Source organism: Mesorhizobium sp. GbtcB19 (genome assembly GCF_019091085.1).
GTDB lineage: Bacteria > Pseudomonadota > Alphaproteobacteria > Rhizobiales > Rhizobiaceae > Mesorhizobium.
In genome coordinates this window covers 67350-82572 of the sequence record NZ_JAGXJY010000012.1, presented here as the reverse complement: position 1 = coordinate 82572, position 15223 = coordinate 67350, and the positions used below count along the sequence as shown (strand labels likewise).

At 64.4% G+C, this 15223-nt stretch carries 15 protein-coding genes; 7 read left to right on the top strand and 8 right to left on the bottom strand.

The features are described 5' to 3' along the window. Nucleotides 1-2: 2 nt before the first annotated feature. The 7 genes from KVT37_RS20360 to KVT37_RS20330 all read right to left on the bottom strand — a co-directional run bounded on the left by KVT37_RS20360 (nt 3) and on the right by KVT37_RS20330 (nt 8304). Entirely contained in the window at nt 3-2582 is a 2580-nt protein-coding gene (locus tag KVT37_RS20360) for a PAS domain-containing sensor histidine kinase (RefSeq protein WP_217576326.1), read from the bottom strand. 190 nt (nt 2583-2772) lie between these two features. Beyond that, nucleotides 2773-4173 (bottom strand): adenosylhomocysteinase, encoded by a 1401-nt coding sequence (gene ahcY / locus KVT37_RS20355; RefSeq protein ID WP_217576324.1) that lies wholly within the window; start codon nt 4171-4173, stop codon nt 2773-2775. A 166-nt stretch (nt 4174-4339) separates the two neighbouring features. Further along, complete coding sequence (locus tag KVT37_RS20350; protein ID WP_217576322.1) at nt 4340-4636, bottom strand: HPr family phosphocarrier protein; 297 nt, start codon at nt 4634-4636, stop codon at nt 4340-4342. Further along, a complete protein-coding gene (locus tag KVT37_RS20345) occupies nt 4633-5034 on the bottom strand; it encodes a PTS sugar transporter subunit IIA (protein WP_027166957.1) in 402 nt (133 codons plus the stop codon). Before KVT37_RS20345 ends, KVT37_RS20350 begins: the two co-directional genes overlap by 4 nt. Nucleotides 5035-5198: 164 nt before the next feature. After that, nucleotides 5199-5660 carry an HPr kinase/phosphorylase gene (locus KVT37_RS20340; protein WP_217576320.1) on the bottom strand — a complete coding sequence of 154 codons (462 nt, stop codon included), beginning with the start codon at nt 5658-5660 and terminating at the stop codon, nt 5199-5201. Nucleotides 5661-5670: 10 nt separating this feature from the next. Then, nucleotides 5671-7455, bottom strand: coding sequence for a sensor histidine kinase (locus KVT37_RS20335; protein WP_306796986.1), 1785 nt, complete (start codon nt 7453-7455; stop codon nt 5671-5673). Nucleotides 7456-7602: 147 nt separating this feature from the next. Next, nucleotides 7603-8304, bottom strand: a complete 702-nt coding sequence (locus tag KVT37_RS20330) for a response regulator transcription factor (protein ID WP_126063331.1) — start codon at nt 8302-8304, stop codon at nt 7603-7605. Between the two features lie 340 nt (nt 8305-8644). Between KVT37_RS20330 and KVT37_RS20325 the strand changes: the two genes are divergently transcribed. The 5 genes from KVT37_RS20325 to KVT37_RS20305 all read left to right on the top strand — a co-directional run bounded on the left by KVT37_RS20325 (nt 8645) and on the right by KVT37_RS20305 (nt 13326). Continuing rightward, complete coding sequence (locus tag KVT37_RS20325; protein ID WP_217576318.1) at nt 8645-10255, top strand: phosphoenolpyruvate carboxykinase; 1611 nt, start codon at nt 8645-8647, stop codon at nt 10253-10255. A gap of 84 nt (nt 10256-10339) precedes the next feature. Further along, complete coding sequence (arfB, locus tag KVT37_RS20320; protein WP_217576316.1) at nt 10340-10777, top strand: alternative ribosome rescue aminoacyl-tRNA hydrolase ArfB; 438 nt, start codon at nt 10340-10342, stop codon at nt 10775-10777. Nucleotides 10778-10856: 79 nt separating this feature from the next. After that, on the top strand, nt 10857-11333 hold the full coding sequence (lysM, locus tag KVT37_RS20315) for a peptidoglycan-binding protein LysM (protein ID WP_217576314.1): 477 nt from the start codon (nt 10857-10859) through the stop codon (nt 11331-11333). A 93-nt stretch (nt 11334-11426) separates the two neighbouring features. Then, nucleotides 11427-12050, top strand: a complete 624-nt coding sequence (locus KVT37_RS20310) for an alpha-ketoglutarate-dependent dioxygenase AlkB (protein WP_217576312.1) — start codon at nt 11427-11429, stop codon at nt 12048-12050. Between the two features lie 61 nt (nt 12051-12111). Further along, entirely contained in the window at nt 12112-13326 is a 1215-nt protein-coding gene (locus KVT37_RS20305) for a glycosyltransferase family 87 protein (RefSeq protein WP_217576310.1), read from the top strand. Nucleotides 13327-13423: 97 nt separating this feature from the next. Here KVT37_RS20305 and KVT37_RS20300 read toward each other — a convergent pair whose 3' ends face one another. Further along, a complete protein-coding gene (locus KVT37_RS20300) occupies nt 13424-13789 on the bottom strand; it encodes a VOC family protein (protein WP_217576308.1) in 366 nt (121 codons plus the stop codon). A gap of 146 nt (nt 13790-13935) precedes the next feature. On the opposite strand from KVT37_RS20300, the gene KVT37_RS20295 reads away from it, so the two are divergent. Both KVT37_RS20295 and KVT37_RS20290 read left to right on the top strand, forming a co-directional pair. Beyond that, nucleotides 13936-14250, top strand: a complete 315-nt coding sequence (locus tag KVT37_RS20295) for a hypothetical protein (protein WP_254634145.1) — start codon at nt 13936-13938, stop codon at nt 14248-14250. A gap of 38 nt (nt 14251-14288) precedes the next feature. Continuing rightward, nucleotides 14289-15176 (top strand): sigma-70 family RNA polymerase sigma factor, encoded by an 888-nt coding sequence (locus KVT37_RS20290; RefSeq protein ID WP_217576306.1) that lies wholly within the window; start codon nt 14289-14291, stop codon nt 15174-15176. Nucleotides 15177-15223 lie beyond the last annotated feature (47 nt).

Below are 15223 nucleotides of genomic sequence, written 5' to 3'. Positions count from 1 at the left end.
GGCTACTCGGCCGCGTCGCGGATGCCCGCCGGCGTGTCCGGGATACCTGAAGGCTTGTCCGGGAACGTGCAGATCACCGTGGTGCCCTTGTCCTGGCCGGTCTCGATGCGCACGCTCCCACCATGCAGTTCGACGAAGCTCTTGACGATCGAGAGCCCCAGCCCGGCGCCGCGCCGCCGCCCGCCATTGGCGCGCGGCTCGAAGCGGCGGAAGACCGATTCCAGCACGTCCGGCGGCATGCCGGGGCCATCGTCATGCACCGAGAACTCGACGGCATCTGCCAACCTGCGGCAGGTAAGCCGGATCGTGCTCGCCTCGGGCGCGTAGTTCGCCGCGTTGCTGAGCAGGTTGTAGAGGATCTGGCGGATACGGGTCTCGTCGCCATGGAAGCTCGCCGGCGCCTCCGCCGCATCGATCTCGAGCTTGATCCGGTGCTCGTCCAGCCGGTCGGCGACCAGTTCGGCGGCCGCCGCGATCGTCCGGTCGATGTTCATTTCGGAAATGTCGAGCTGCATGATGCCGGCATCGACGGTCGCCAGGTCGAGAATATCGTTGACGATGGTCAGCAGCACCGACGACGACGAGCCGACATGCTCGACATATTCGCTTTGCTTCGCGGTCAGCGGCCCGGTCGCGGGCAGCGACAGCAGTTCGGTGAAGCCGATGATGTTGGTCAGCGGCGAGCGCAGCTCGTAGGACACGTGCTGCACGAATTCGTTCTTCAGCTGGTCGGATTTCTCCAGCGCCTCGTTCCTGTCCTTCAACGCCCGCTCGACATTGACGGTGTCGGTGACGTCGACGAAGGTGATCATCACCTGGCCGTTCGGCAGGTGGATCACCGCGTAGCTCAGAACGGTACCGTTGACGAGCTCGATCTGGCCGCGGCGGTCGCGGCGCTCGTCGTCGAAGCCGGTGACCGCGGCGACGAAGCCGCCCCATGGGCTGTTCGCTGCCCGCTGGTCGCACAGGTCGCGGATCGCCGAAACATGGACGTTCGGCTTGACCGCTTCCGCCGTCAGCCCCCACAGCGCCACGAAGGCCGGATTGGATAGCCGCAGCCGCCCGTCCGGGCCGAACACGACCACGCCTTCGGCGAGGTTGTCCAGCGTCTCGCCCTGCACCCGCACGGCGGTCTGGTAGCGGCTTTCGAGGTCCATCTTCTCGGTCAGGTTCTCGAACACCCAGGTCACCCCGCCCTTCGGCTGCGGGTTCGCCACGACGCGGATCGTCTTGCCGTCCGGCAGGTGCCACCAGTGCTCCTGCGATTCGACGGCGCGATAGGCGCTGAGCAGGTTCTCCTTCCAGCGCCGCCATTCCGGCTGTTCGGCGATCCTGCCTTCCGAGCGCAGCCGGTCGAGCAGCAGCGTGTTCGAAGGGGCGCTGAGCAGGAAGCCCGAGTCGAGACCCCACAGCTTCTGGAAGGCCTGGTTGAAGAAGCGCAGCTTTTCGTCAGTGTCGAAGATCGCCACCGCGGTGTTCAGCTGGTCGAGCGTGTCGGCATGGCTGCGCACGGTCCGCTCATATTCGGCGCGGATCGTCTCGGCCGCGCTTGTGTCGCAGGCAAGTCCCGCCGAGCCGTCAGCGCCGGCGAAGTCGGTGACCGCGAACATGCGGCGGTCGCCTTCGATCACGGTGGAAAGCGTCTGTTCGAAGACCGGGCGCGACTTGTGCTGCTCGGCGATCTGCTCGCGTGCCTGGCCGCCGAGGAATTCCTTGGCGTCGCGCACCGCCGCGGCCGGGCTTTCCGCCTCCACCGCCTCGGCATAGGCGCGGTTGACCCATTGCAACCGGCCGTCCGCCGCGCGCAGCCAGGTCGGCATCTTCAAAGCGTCGAGCAGGCCGACCATGGTGTCGTACTCGGCGCTGAGCCGCTGGTTCTCGATCTTAAGCCTGGCCTGGCTGCGGAGTGTCTCCGACAGCGAGACGAAGCGCACCAGCACATGCGCCGCGCTCTTGCGGCCATGCACTTCCAGCGGCACACCGGCCTGGGTCTCGATGACAAGGTCGAAGGCTTTCGCCTGTTCGCGCAGAGCGGCGACCGCATGCTCCAGCGCCGCCGCCGAGCGCGGCATCAGCCAGCGGCCGAAAGCCAGGAAAGCCGACCGGTCGTCGGGCGCGCCGCTTTCCAGCGGCAGGCTGCCGATCAACTCGGCCTTCTTGTTGTCCGTTGTCCAGACGATCAGGCGCTGGTCGCGCAGATTGAGCAGCGCCTCGGAACGCTGCAGCGCCGCATTGACGTCGGCGATGCGGGACCTGAGCTGGACATTCTGCGAAGCAGTGCGGGCGCGCTCGCGGATCAGGAAGATGGCCGAGACAAGTGCGGCGCCCATGACGCCGACGAACATGGCGAGCTGCATGACCTCGACGGCGCTGACCGGCGCTGCGGCCTTTCCCGGGATGCGTGTCTCGGCGTGGGCGGCGAAGGCAAGCAGCGGACTGGCAAGCGCCGAAGTGGCAAGCAACAGGGCCTGCCGCGCGCCGTCGCGAAAACCGCCGCCCCTTACGGCAAGGCCGGCCTCGTTCGAATCCTCATGGCCGCCGGAAACGGCCTTTCCCGCGCGTAGCGGGTAATCCCCCGGCATGTCTTGGTCCTCTTCGCCGCTTGAATGCAAGACCGCCCTGAATGCGTCCCCGGCCCATCCTGTCCCCGGACCGCGAATCACAACAATAACGCCTGCCGGAATCGGCGTGAAGAATCATTGGCGCAAAAAATAAAGCCGGGCGGAAAGTCAACCACCCGGCTTCAATATCTGGTAGATAATTTCGCTTTGGTTAATAGCGGTAGTGTTCCGGCTTGAACGGACCCTGCGGCGTCACGCCGATATAGGCGGCCTGTTCGCCGGACAGCTCCGTGAGCCTGGCGCCGAGCTTGTCGAGATGCAGCCGCGCCACCTTCTCATCGAGGTGCTTGGGCAGCACATAGACCTGGTTCTGATACTGGCCGTGCTTGGAGAAAAGCTCGATCTGCGCCAGCACCTGGTTGGTGAACGAGGCCGACATGACGAAGCTCGGATGCCCGGTGGCGTTGCCGAGGTTGAGCAGGCGTCCCTCGGACAGAAGGATCATACGCTTGCCGTCCGGGAAGGTGATCAGGTCGACCTGCGGCTTGACGTTGGTCCATTTCAGGTTGCGCAGCGACGCCACCTGGATCTCGTTGTCGAAGTGGCCGATATTGCCGACGATCACCATGTCCTTCATCGACCGCATATGGTCGAGCGTGACGACGTCCTTGTTGCCGGTGGTGGTGATGACGATGTCGGCCGTCGGAGCCGCGTCTTCCAACGTCACCACCTCATAGCCGTCCATCGCCGCCTGCAGCGCGCAGATCGGGTCGACCTCGGTGACCTTGACGCGGGCGCCGGCGCCACGCAGCGAGGCGGACGAGCCCTTGCCGACGTCGCCATAGCCGCAGACCACCGCGACCTTGCCGGCCATCATGGTGTCGGTGCCGCGGCGGATGCCGTCGACCAGCGATTCCTTGCAGCCATATTTGTTGTCGAATTTCGACTTGGTGACGGAGTCGTTGACGTTGATCGCCGGGAAGGGCAACAGGCCCTTCTTCTGCAGCTGGTAGAGGCGATTGACGCCGGTGGTGGTTTCCTCGGTGACGCCGCGGATCGCCTCGCGCTGCTTGGTGAAGAAGCCGGGCGAGGCCTTCAGGCGCTTCTTGATCTGGGCGAACAGGATCTCTTCCTCTTCGCTGCCGGGGTTCGACAGCACGTCCTCGCCGGCCTCGGCGCGGGCGCCGAGCAGGATGTACATGGTGGCGTCGCCGCCATCGTCGAGGATCATGTTGGAGGTGCCGCCGTCGGTCCACTGGAAGATGCGGTCGGTGTAGTCCCAATAGTCTTCCAGCGACTCGCCCTTGATGGCGAACACCGGGATGCCTGCCTCGGCGATCGCCGCCGCCGCATGGTCCTGCGTCGAGAAGATGTTGCAGGAGGCCCAGCGGACGTCGGCGCCCAGCGCCTTCAGCGTCTCGATCAGAACCGCCGTCTGGATGGTCATGTGCAGCGAGCCGGTGATGCGCGCGCCCTTGAGCGGCTTCTTGGCGCCGAACTCCTCGCGGCAGGCCATCAGGCCCGGCATTTCGGTTTCGGCGATCTCGATCTCCTTGCGGCCCCAGCCGGCAAGCGAGATGTCGGCGACCACATAGTCCTTGCTACCCGTCATGGCAGTGCTCCGGTGTGATTTTTTCTCAAAGGCGCGCCGGCGCCGGGAGGCGCATGGGAGGGCGCGGTTGCCGGCTTGACTAGCAGATCGGCCGCGGGACGACAATGGGATATAAAGAAATCTTTATGCGCGCATGTCTTGAGGCGTGAGATCCGCGGTTAGGAAATTAGATTTCCTCGCCGAAACGCGAGGCCACCAGCTGTTCCAGCGCGTCCATAGCAGGCAAGGCTTCCGGGCCGCTGGCCATCACGCGGATGGAATAGCCCGGGCTCGCCGCCAGCATCATCAGGCCCATGATCGAAGTGCCGCCGACCTTCACGCCGTCCTTCTCGACATGGATGGTGGCATCGAAGCCGCTGGCGACCTGGACGAACTTGGCCGAAGCGCGCGCATGCAGGCCGCGCTGATTGATGATCGGGAACTCCCGCACCACCTCATCCGTCTGCGGCGCGGGTGCGTTCATTTGCTGCTCAGGAGCTGACTGGCGACGTTGATGTATTTGCGGCCCGCGGCCTGTGCCTCGTCGAGCGCGGCGGCCATGTTGTCGCCCTTGCGGATCGACGAAAGCTTGATCAGCATCGGCAGGTTCATGCCCGCGATGACCTCGGTGCGGCCGGATTCCATCACCGAGATGGCAAGGTTCGAGGGCGTGCCGCCGAACATGTCGGTGAGCACGATGACGCCGGCGCCGGTGTCGACGCGCGCAACCGCGTCGACAATGTCGGCCCGGCGCTGCTCCATGTCGTCGTCGGCGCCGATCGCCACGGTTTCGAAATTGTCTTGCGGCCCGACGACATGCTCTACGGCATGCCGGAACTCGGTGGCGAGTTGACCGTGCGTCACGAGCACGAGTCCGATCATTCTCTGGTGGCTCCCGTCATCGCCGCTTCACAGGCGTATCTTATGTTCGCCAGCCATTCCAGGCGGCGGGAGCGCTATCTTGTCGACGCGCGGCCGGTTGACAAGCCCAAAATTGCGGCGGCCCGGGCCATTTTGACGCATCGCAACAAAAAACCCGGGACGGATCATGAAAAAGGCTGGATCGACAGCCGCGCCATAACCGCCGGCAGGGCGGAGGCTGCGTTGCGCTCGGCAAGATCGATGCGTGGCACAGGACAGCCTGCGACCGGCTCGCTGATATCTTCCTGGAAACGGGCCATTTCTTCCTTCGGCACGAGCCGGATATGCAGGTCGATCACGCCGCCCGGCTCGAACGGCAACGGACATGGAATGAAACCTGGCACCTCTGCGAGGCCGGCGATGGCGGCCGGCGCGCGGCAGACCAGCCGCCCGCCATGCGCCACGGCAAGCAGCCTGTCGTCGCTGATCAGACACGAAAACAGTCCGCGCGCCCGGCAATGGTCGATGAGCGTCAGCGCCAGTGTCGTCTTGCCGGCGCCTGACGGCCCGGTGATGAGGACGCCGCAATCGCCGATAAGGATCGCCGTTCCATGGATGTTTTCGGGCTTCACGGCAGGGTCGGACATGCCGGTCGGATCAGCCTTCCGCCGGCAGCGTCACCACGAAGCGCGCGCCCTTGATCTCGCCGGGCTTGGTGCCGGGGATGTTCTCGGCCGTCAGCGTGCCGCCATGCGCCTCGACGATCTGGCGGCTGATCGACAGCCCGAGGCCGGAATTCTGGCCGAACGCCTCGCCGGCCGGCCGGTCGGTGTAGAAGCGCTCGAAGATGCGGTCGATCTTCTCCGCCCGGATGCCTGGACCATTGTCGTCGACGGTGATGATGTTGAACTTGCCCGCGCGCGCCAGCGAAATGGCGATGTGGCCATGCTCGTCGGGCACGAAGGAGCGCGCGTTCTCGATCAGGTTGGTGATGACCTGACCGATCCTGAGATCATGGCCGGAAACGAAATAGCCTTTGGCGCCGGCCGGCAGCTTGGCGACCTTGAGCTCGATCTCGACGGCCTTCTTGTTGCGCGTCGTCTCGCGCGAGACGGCGATCAGATCGGTGGTGAATTTCTTCAGGTCGACGATCGCCGCATCCTCGCGCGCCAGCTCGGCGTCGAGCCGCGAGGCATCCGAGATGTCGGTGATCAGCCGGTCGAGCCGCCTCACATCGTGCTGGATGATTTCCATCAACCGGCCGCGCGAGTTCTCGTTCTTCGCCAGCGGCAGCGTTTCGACCGCGCTGCGCAGCGACGTCAGCGGGTTCTTCAGTTCATGCGACACGTCCGCCGCAAAACTCTCGATCGCCTCGATTCTCGCGTACAGCGCATTCGTCATGTCGCGCACGGCGATGGACAGATTGCCGATCTCGTCCTGCCGGTCGGAGAAATCCGGGATCTCTTCGCGGCTCTTGACGCCGCGCCGCACGCGGACCGCGGCGGCGGACAGCCGCCGCAGCGGATTGGCGATGGTGGAGGCGAGCAGCATCGACAGGATGGCGGTGACCAAAGCCGCCACACCGAACACGCGCAGGATCGCCTTGCGCTCGGCCGCGACGATCTTGTCGATATCGCCGCCTTCGGTGGACAGCATCAGCACACCCAATACAGCGCGAAAACGCTGGATCGGCACCGCTACCGAGACGATCTGCTCGCCCTGCTCGCTCACCCGCACGATGGTCGACGGGCTGCCGGTCAGCGCCTTGACCACTTCCGGGAAGGCGGCGCCATTGCCGCCGGGCTGCTCGTGATAGACCGGCAGGTCCTTGTTGCGGAAGAAGTCGAAGACAAACTTCTCAACCCGCTCGACAATGCCGGGCTGCTCGTCGTCGACGGGCGGCAGGTCGTAGCGCAGGATCTGGCCGCGCGAATAGAGATGACGCGAATCCAGCAAAAGATTGGCATCCCGGTCGTAGATGCGGGCGCGTGTGCGCGTCGGCGAGATCAGCCTTCGCAGCACCGGCGCGACGCGCTCGGGATTGATCGGGAAGTCGAGATTGTCGAGCTGGTCCGAGCCAGGTCCCAGGCTTTCGCCGGCCTGCAGCTCAAGCAGCTTTTCCGGATCGATGCTGATCGAATCGGTCTCGACGGTCGCCGAAGCCGCGATCGCGCCGGCGATGATCTCGCCCTGCGTCATCAGGCTTTCGACGCGCGCGTCGATCAGTCCGTCGCGGAAGGTGTTGAGATAAAGGATGCCGGTGACCAGCACGGCGAGGCCGGCCAGGTTGAGGAACAGGATACGCCGCGTCAGGCTGGAGAAGATGTGATGGCCGAGAAACCGGCGCATCGGCACCGTGAATTTCGACACGAAGGCGGGCACGATACGCGGCGGACGCCTTGCCGCGCCCGCCCGTCTGCCTCGCTCTACTTCCACTGCCATCGACTAGCAGTTCCCTGTTTGGTGAGTAGGCAGTAGGAAGTAGGCAGTAGGCAAAGAGAAATGGCTGAAATTGCAGCGATGCATTAACTGGCCGCTCGCACCATTCAAGCTGATTACCGACTATCTGCCTACTGCCTATTCCCTATCTCACGCCTCTCGAAACCGGTACCCGACTCCGTAAAGGGTTTCGATCATCTCGAAGTCGTCGTCGACGGCCTTGAACTTCTTGCGCAGCCGCTTGATGTGGCTGTCGATGGTGCGGTCGTCAACATAGACCTGTTCATCATAGGCCGAATCCATCAGCGCATCACGGCTTTTTACCACACCCGGGCGCTGCGCCAGCGAATGCAGGATGAGGAACTCGGTCACCGTCAGCGTCACCGGCTCGCCCTTCCAGGTGCAGGTATGCCGCTCCTGGTCCATCACCAACTGGCCGCGTTCGAGCGAGCGGGCCTGCTGGGTGGGCGCCTTGGCCGCCGCCTCGCGGGCGCTGGTCCGGCGCAGCACCGCGCGCACCCGCTCGACCAGCAAGCGCTGCGAGAACGGTTTGCGGATGAAGTCGTCGGCGCCCATCTTGAGGCCGAACAATTCGTCGATCTCGTCGTCCTTGGAGGTCAGGAAGATGACCGGCAGGTCCGACTTCTGGCGCATGCGGCGCAACAGTTCCATGCCGTCCATGCGCGGCATCTTGATGTCGAGGATGGCGAGGTTCGGCGGCCGCGCCGCCAGGCCTTCCAGCGCCGACGCGCCGTCCGTGTAGGTTTCGACCCGATAGCCCTCGGACTCGAGCGCGATCGACACCGAGGTCAGAATGTTGCGGTCGTCGTCGACAAGCGCGATTGTTGCCATTTCAAGCGGCTCCCTCATGAGCTGTCCCTTCTGTCGTCGAGAAGGGGCTTTTGCAGGACAAATTGGGTACAAAATGTGGCACGGGCCCGGTCCGAAGTCACGGGCGGCCTGCCGTCACACACGATCGCACCCGTATTGGGATTGGACGAGTGAAGCCTGCCAATCCTTTGGGCAACCCCTATGGGTTTTTGCACATATAAACGATTTAAACAACTTTCAAATTTTTTAAATCGATTAAAGATTTGATATCATTCGGCTTTTCTGGTTCTGAACCTGGCAGCCCCAGCGCGGGCTCCGGGAAATCACCCGTCAGATGCGGCCAATCCAGAGAGGAAATTTGATGTCGGAAGCCGGCAAACGCAACCCCGACTGCGCGATTGACGCGATCGGCCTGAAGACCACGGGCGTGGTGCGCTACAATTTCGGTGCGGCCGAACTCTACGAGGAAGCGATCCGGCGCGGCGAGGCGAGATTGACCGCGCAGGGCGCCCTGCTCGCCGAGACCGGCCAGCACACCGGGCGTTCGCCGAAGGACAAATTCGTCGTGCGCGACGAGGCGACCGAGCCGCATGTCTGGTGGGACAACAACAAGGCGATCTCGCCCGCCCAGTTCGAGGCATTGCTTTCCGACTTCCGCGCCCATGCGGCGGACAAGGATCTCTATGTCCAGGACCTGGTTGGCGGCGCCGACGCCGACCTCAAGCTGCCGGTCCGCGTCGTCACCGAATTCGCCTGGCATTCGCTGTTCATCCGCAACCTGTTGATCCGTCCGCAAGCCGCCGAACTCGAGCGCTTCGTCCCCGACATGACGATCATCGACCTGCCCTCCTTCCGCGCCGATCCGGCGCGCCACGGCACCCGCACCGAAACCGTGATCGCGGTCGATCTCAGCCGCAAGATCGTGCTGATCGGCGGCACGTCCTATGCCGGCGAGATGAAGAAGTCGGTGTTCACCATGCTGAACTACCTGCTGCCGGCAAAGGGCGTCATGCCGATGCACTGCTCGGCCAATGAGGGGCCGGACGGCGACGCCGCTGTGTTCTTCGGCCTGTCCGGCACCGGCAAGACGACGCTTTCCGCGGACCCGTCGCGCACGCTGATCGGCGACGACGAGCATGGCTGGGGTCCGCACGGCATCTTCAATTTCGAGGGCGGCTGCTACGCCAAGACGATCAGGCTTTCGGCAGAGGCCGAGCCGGAAATCTTCGCCACCACGCAGCGCTTCGGCACGGTGCTGGAGAACGTCGTGCTCGATGCCGGCCGCGTGCCGGATTTCAACGACGGCAGCCTGACCGAGAACACGCGCTGCGCCTATCCGCTGGACTTCATCCCCAATGCCTCGAAGACCGGCCGCGCCGGTCACCCGAAAAACATCATCATGCTGACCGCCGATGCTTTCGGCGTGATGCCGCCGATCGCCAGGCTGACACCGGCGCAGGCGATGTACCACTTCCTGTCCGGCTACACCGCCAAGGTCGCCGGCACGGAAAAGGGCGTCACAGAGCCGGAGGCGACGTTCTCGACCTGCTTCGGCGCGCCGTTCATGCCGCGCCATCCGTCCGAATACGGCAATCTGCTGCGCGAGCTGATCGCCAGCCACGGCGTCGACTGCTGGCTGGTCAACACCGGCTGGACCGGCGGCGCCTACGGCACCGGCCGCCGCATGCCGATCAAGGTGACGCGCGCTCTTCTGGGCGCCGCGCTCGACGGTTCGCTGAAATCGGCCGAGTTCCGCACCGACGCCAATTTCGGCTTCGCGGTGCCGGTGGCGGTTCCGGGCGTCGACGGCGCCATTCTCGACCCGCGCTCGACCTGGGCGGACAAGGCCGGTTACGACCGCCAGGCCTCTAAGCTGGTCAACATGTTCGCGACCAATTTCGAGAAGTTCGAGCGTCACGTCGACGCCACCATCCTGGGCGCGGCGCCGCGCCTGCAGGAAGCGGCAGAGTAGCAACCGTCTCCAGGCATTCCCTCCAGGGCCCGGCCTTCAAGTCGGGCCTTTTCTTTTGGTCGCCGCCGCGCCATGACTGCGCGCATGGCGAGCGACGACGACATCATCATATCGGGAGAAGCGGTCATCCGCCCCGGCGACCTGCATGAGGATTTCATCCGTTCCTCCGGTCCGGGCGGACAGAACGTCAACAAGGTGGCCACCGCGGTGCAGCTGCGCTTCGACGCGGCAAACGCTTCGGGCCTGTCCGAGCGGGTCCGCGCCCGCGCGATCAAGCTTGCCGGCCAGCGCGCCACCAAGGACGGCGTCATCGTCATCGAGGCGGGCCGCTTCCGCACCCAGGAGCAGAACCGCGCCGATGCGCGGGCGCGACTGACCGCGCTGATCGCCAAGGCGGCCGAACCGCCACCGCCGCCGCGCAAGAAGACCAGGCCTTCCAAAGGCGCAGTGGAGCGCCGCCTCAAGAGCAAGGCAGGCCGCTCGACGGTGAAGAAGCTGCGCGGCCGGGTCGAGAATGATTAAGCACCGTTGAAATCGGCTGCTTCCAATTCAGGGTTGCAGATGGCAAGCTCCGATTGCTGCAACAGCGAGGAGACCAGCAATGGGTATTTTCGATTTCGTCAAAGGCGTCGGCAAGAAGCTCGGCATCGGCGGTGAGGACGAAGCATCGCCGACCGCGGATTCACTGAAGAAGGAACTGGATTCGCACAAGCTCGGCACCGACGGCGTCGACGTCGTCGTCCAGGGCGACACCGCGGTGCTGAAGGGCACGGTCAAGGACCAGTCGGTCTTCGAGAAAGCGGTGATCGCGGTCGGCAACACGCTCGGCGTCTCCAAGGTGCAGGCCGACGAGCTGAAAGTCGCGCCCGGAGCCGGCCAGGCGGCGTCGGCCAAGGAACCGACATTCTACACGGTGCAGAAGGGCGACAATCTCTGGAAGATCGCCGAAAAATCCTACGGCAAGGGTCAGGGCGCGAAGAACAACGTCATCTTCGAGGCCAACAAGCCGATGCTGACGCATCCCGACAAGATCTATCCGGGCCAGGTGCTGCGCATACCGGATCTCAACCCGGCCTGACGGGCATATCGCGGAAATCGGGCAAACGGCGGCTTTCGGGTCGCCGTTTTCTTTTGCCGGTGGCATGCTTGGGCCAGTCAACAGGATCGACCCATGCTCGTTTTGCCGAAAGGCGTCCGCCATATGCCGGGTTACCTCGCGCGCCCCGCCCAGGAGGCGCTGGTCGAGGAGATCAGGCGCGTCGTGCAGGCAGCCCCGCTCTATGTGCCGGCCATGCCGCGCACGGGCAAGGAGATGAGCGTGCGCATGACCAATTGCGGCGCGCTTGGCTGGGTGACCGACAAGGATGGCGGCTATCGCTACCAGCCGACGCATCCGGTGACGGGCGAGCCCTGGCCGCCGATCCCCGAGGCTTTGCTGCAATTGTGGCGCGAGGTTTCGGCGTACCCGCATCCGCCCGAGGCCTGCCTGGTCAATTTCTATTCGGCGGATGCCAAAATGGGCCTGCACCAGGATCGCGACGAGAAGGATTTCGCCGCGCCCGTGGTGTCGGTCTCGCTGGGCGACGACTGCCTGTTCCGGGTCGGCCAGTCGACGCGCGAAGGCGGCACGAAATCGTTCAGGCTGAAAAGCGGCGACGTCGTCGTGCTTGGCGGCGAAGGCCGCCTCGCCTTCCACGGCGTCGACCGCATCTACCCCGCGACGTCGGCGCTGTTGAAGCATGGCGGCCGCATCAATCTGACGTTGCGGCGGGTGACGGTGCCGATGCCCGGATGAAAGCGGGCAACGCGATCTTAAGGACGCCGGGATTACATGGCGGTTGCGAAACCGAGGTCCCATGGAACCGAACCGGATCAGCACCCGCAGCCTTTCCGACGTGGCCATCGTGACGATCGTATCGATCATTGGCCTGTGGATGGCGCAGTTCTACCTGAGCAGGCTGTGGGACCTCGACAGCAGGGGATTCTCCGAACTTTCGCTCAGACTCCCCTACTGGGACTTCACCAATCTCTGGGCAGGTTCGCGCATGGCCGCCGACGGCCACGTCGCCGTCGTTTTCGACGTGGATGCCTATCGCGCCGCGCTGCGCGACATGTTCTCGCCCGACCTGCCAAATCAGGAATGGAGCTATCCGCCGAGCATCCTGCTGCTCGGCGTTCCGCTTGCGGCTCTGCCGATCCTGCCAGCCTACCTGGTCTGGACGGCCGGCACCGTTTTGTGCCTGTGGCTGGCAATCCGGCCGCTGAAGCTCGGAGCGGCGGTGGAGCTGGCGATCGTGCTCAGTCCGGCCGTGATCTGGAACTCGGTGTTCGGCCAGAACGGCGCTCTGACGGCCGCGCTTTTGATCGGAGGCCTCGCGGTGGCGCCCAGGCGCCCGCTGCTGGCCGGCATCCTGTTCGGTCTGCTGACGATCAAGCCGCATCTTGGCATCCTCGTGCCTTTCTGCCTGCTCGCCAGCGGCAACTGGCGTGCCATTGTCGCCGCCATCGGGACCACGCTCGCGATCGCCGTCACCACCGGTATGTTCTTCGGCTTCGATGTCTGGCGACTGTTCCTGACCGAAACCCGTCCCTTGATGACGGCGATCATGGAGGCTCCCTATCCGCAGCCCTATCAATACCACGCGATAACGGTGTTTTTCACGATGAGGGCCATCGGCATCGGGGTGACGGGCGCCTATGGCGTGCAGGGGGTCGCGACCGTCGCTTGCATAGCCGCGGCGGTCTGGCTCTGGCGCCCGGGGCGCCCGGTTTCGCATCAGGAACGCGTGGCGCTCACCGCCGTCCTGGCAATCCTCGCCACGCCCTATGGCTACACTTACGACACGATCGGCATGGCCGTGGCCGTCGCGCTGCTCGCCACGATGCCTTCAAGGCCGCCTCGTCTGATCCTGGCGATTTGCTGGCTCTGGCCGTTCGTCGCGCATTCCTTCGCCCACGCCGGATATTGCGTGGGTGTGCTGGTCCCGCTGTTTCTCGCCGCATGGATGCTGCGTTCGATATGGACACGAGGCCGGAAGGCTGAAATCTCCGCGGAGCCGTCCCTGGCCTAGACCGTTTCACCGTTTCCCGGAAACGGCGAAACGCTCTATCCCTTTGTTTTTACGCAATTCCGAACGGAAACCCGCCCACACTTTTCCTGGAATTGCTCTAGCGGCTTGCCAGCACCATGCGGTTGCCTTCGCTGTCGTGGAATTCGGCGATGGTGCGGCCCGGCTCCCATGGCGCTTGCTGCGGCTCGCTGACGATCTCGACGCCCTTTGCCTTGAGCGATGCGACCGTTGCCTCGACATTGTCGTCGACCAGGACCATCACCGGCTCTGCGCTCGGCGATGCATCGGCTCGCCGGATAAAATGCAGATTGGTGACCGCGTGCGGGAAGGCCAGTTCCACCCAGCGCCAGCCGCTATCGCCCATCGGCTGGTCGGCGATGACCTGGCAGGCAAGGTTGTCGGTGTAGAACGCCTTGGCGCGGTCCTGGTCGGATACCGGCAGCTCGGCAAACTGGATATGCATGATGTCTCTCCTCATCGCGGAGGCCGCGAATGCGGTCTCGACACGTGAAAGACGATTGGCGCAGACAAAAAGATTCTCAGGTCGACGAGAATCTTTTCGCCGAACCGGAACGTCTTTCCTTCGCAAACCCGTCGAAGGAGACGACCATGACCTACAATTTCATCCGCTACGGCGTGAAGGACGCCAGCATCGCCGAGAACCGGGCGCTGGTGGCGAAAGTGCTCGAAGCCCTGGATGAGACGCAGCCGCAAACCGTACGCTATCTGGTGCTCGAACTGGAGAATGGCGAATTCGTCCATCTCGTCGGCTATGACAAGGACAGCTCGGCGCTGACCGAACTCGATGCGTTCAAGGCTTTCAGCGCCGATCACGCCGATCGGCGCTCGACACCGCTTGCCAGGTCGCCGGCGAAGATCGTCGCCAATTACCATATGCTGGCGAACGAGACCGCGCCGGCCTGACTGGCATGGCTCGAGCCGCGATTGAGAGAACGAGGACGATGAGCTCAGCCAGATTCGACCGCGCGGAACTCGAATCCTTGCTCGTCGGCCTGCGGCCAAAACTGCACCGCTATGCCGCCCGCATGGCCGGTTCGACGATCGAGGGCGAGGATATCGTGCAGGAGGCGATCGTGAAGGCGCTTGCGGCGCATGACGGCGGTGCATTGGTCGAGCGCCCCGAGCAGTGGCTGTTCCGCATCGCCCACAATGCGGCGCAGGATCACCTGCGCCGCCGCCAGCGCGAGCGCTCACGAACAACCGAGGCCGACATGACGGCAATAGAGGACCTTTCGGCCGACGCCGAGGCAAGACTTGCGGCGGCAACGAGCCTGCGCACCTTCATGCGGCTCACGCTGGCGCAGCGCGCGGCGGTCATCCTAACTGACGTGCTCGGCCTCAGCCTCACTGAGACCTGCGAGGTGACGGGGGCGACCTTGGCGGCAACCAAGGCGGCGCTGCATCGCGGCCGGGCCGAATTGAAGGCGCTGGCAGCCATATCCGACGAAGTTGCGATGCCGAAGCTCGATCCGGCAGAAGAGCGCCGCCTGCGCCGCTACATCGATCTGTTCAATGCCCGCGACTTCGATGCCGTCAGGGCGCTGATTGCCGAGGATATCGAGCTCGAGGTCGTCAACCGCACCCGGCTCAGCGGCAAGCAGCAGGCCTCGACCTATTTCGGCAATTACAACCGCGCCGCCGACTGGGCGCTGTCGCTCGGCTTTGTCGAGGGACGGCCGGCGATCCTGATCCGCAACCCGCAGGCGGACAATGCGGTGCGTGGCTTCATGCTCCTGGACTGGCACAACGACCGGGTCGTGGGGATCCGTGATTTCCGCTACGCGCCCTACTGCCTCGATAATGCCGACATCCGCGCTATCGCCGTTTGATCGCCTATGAGGGCGCTGCCCAATCAAATCATCGTGAAGTCGTGCGA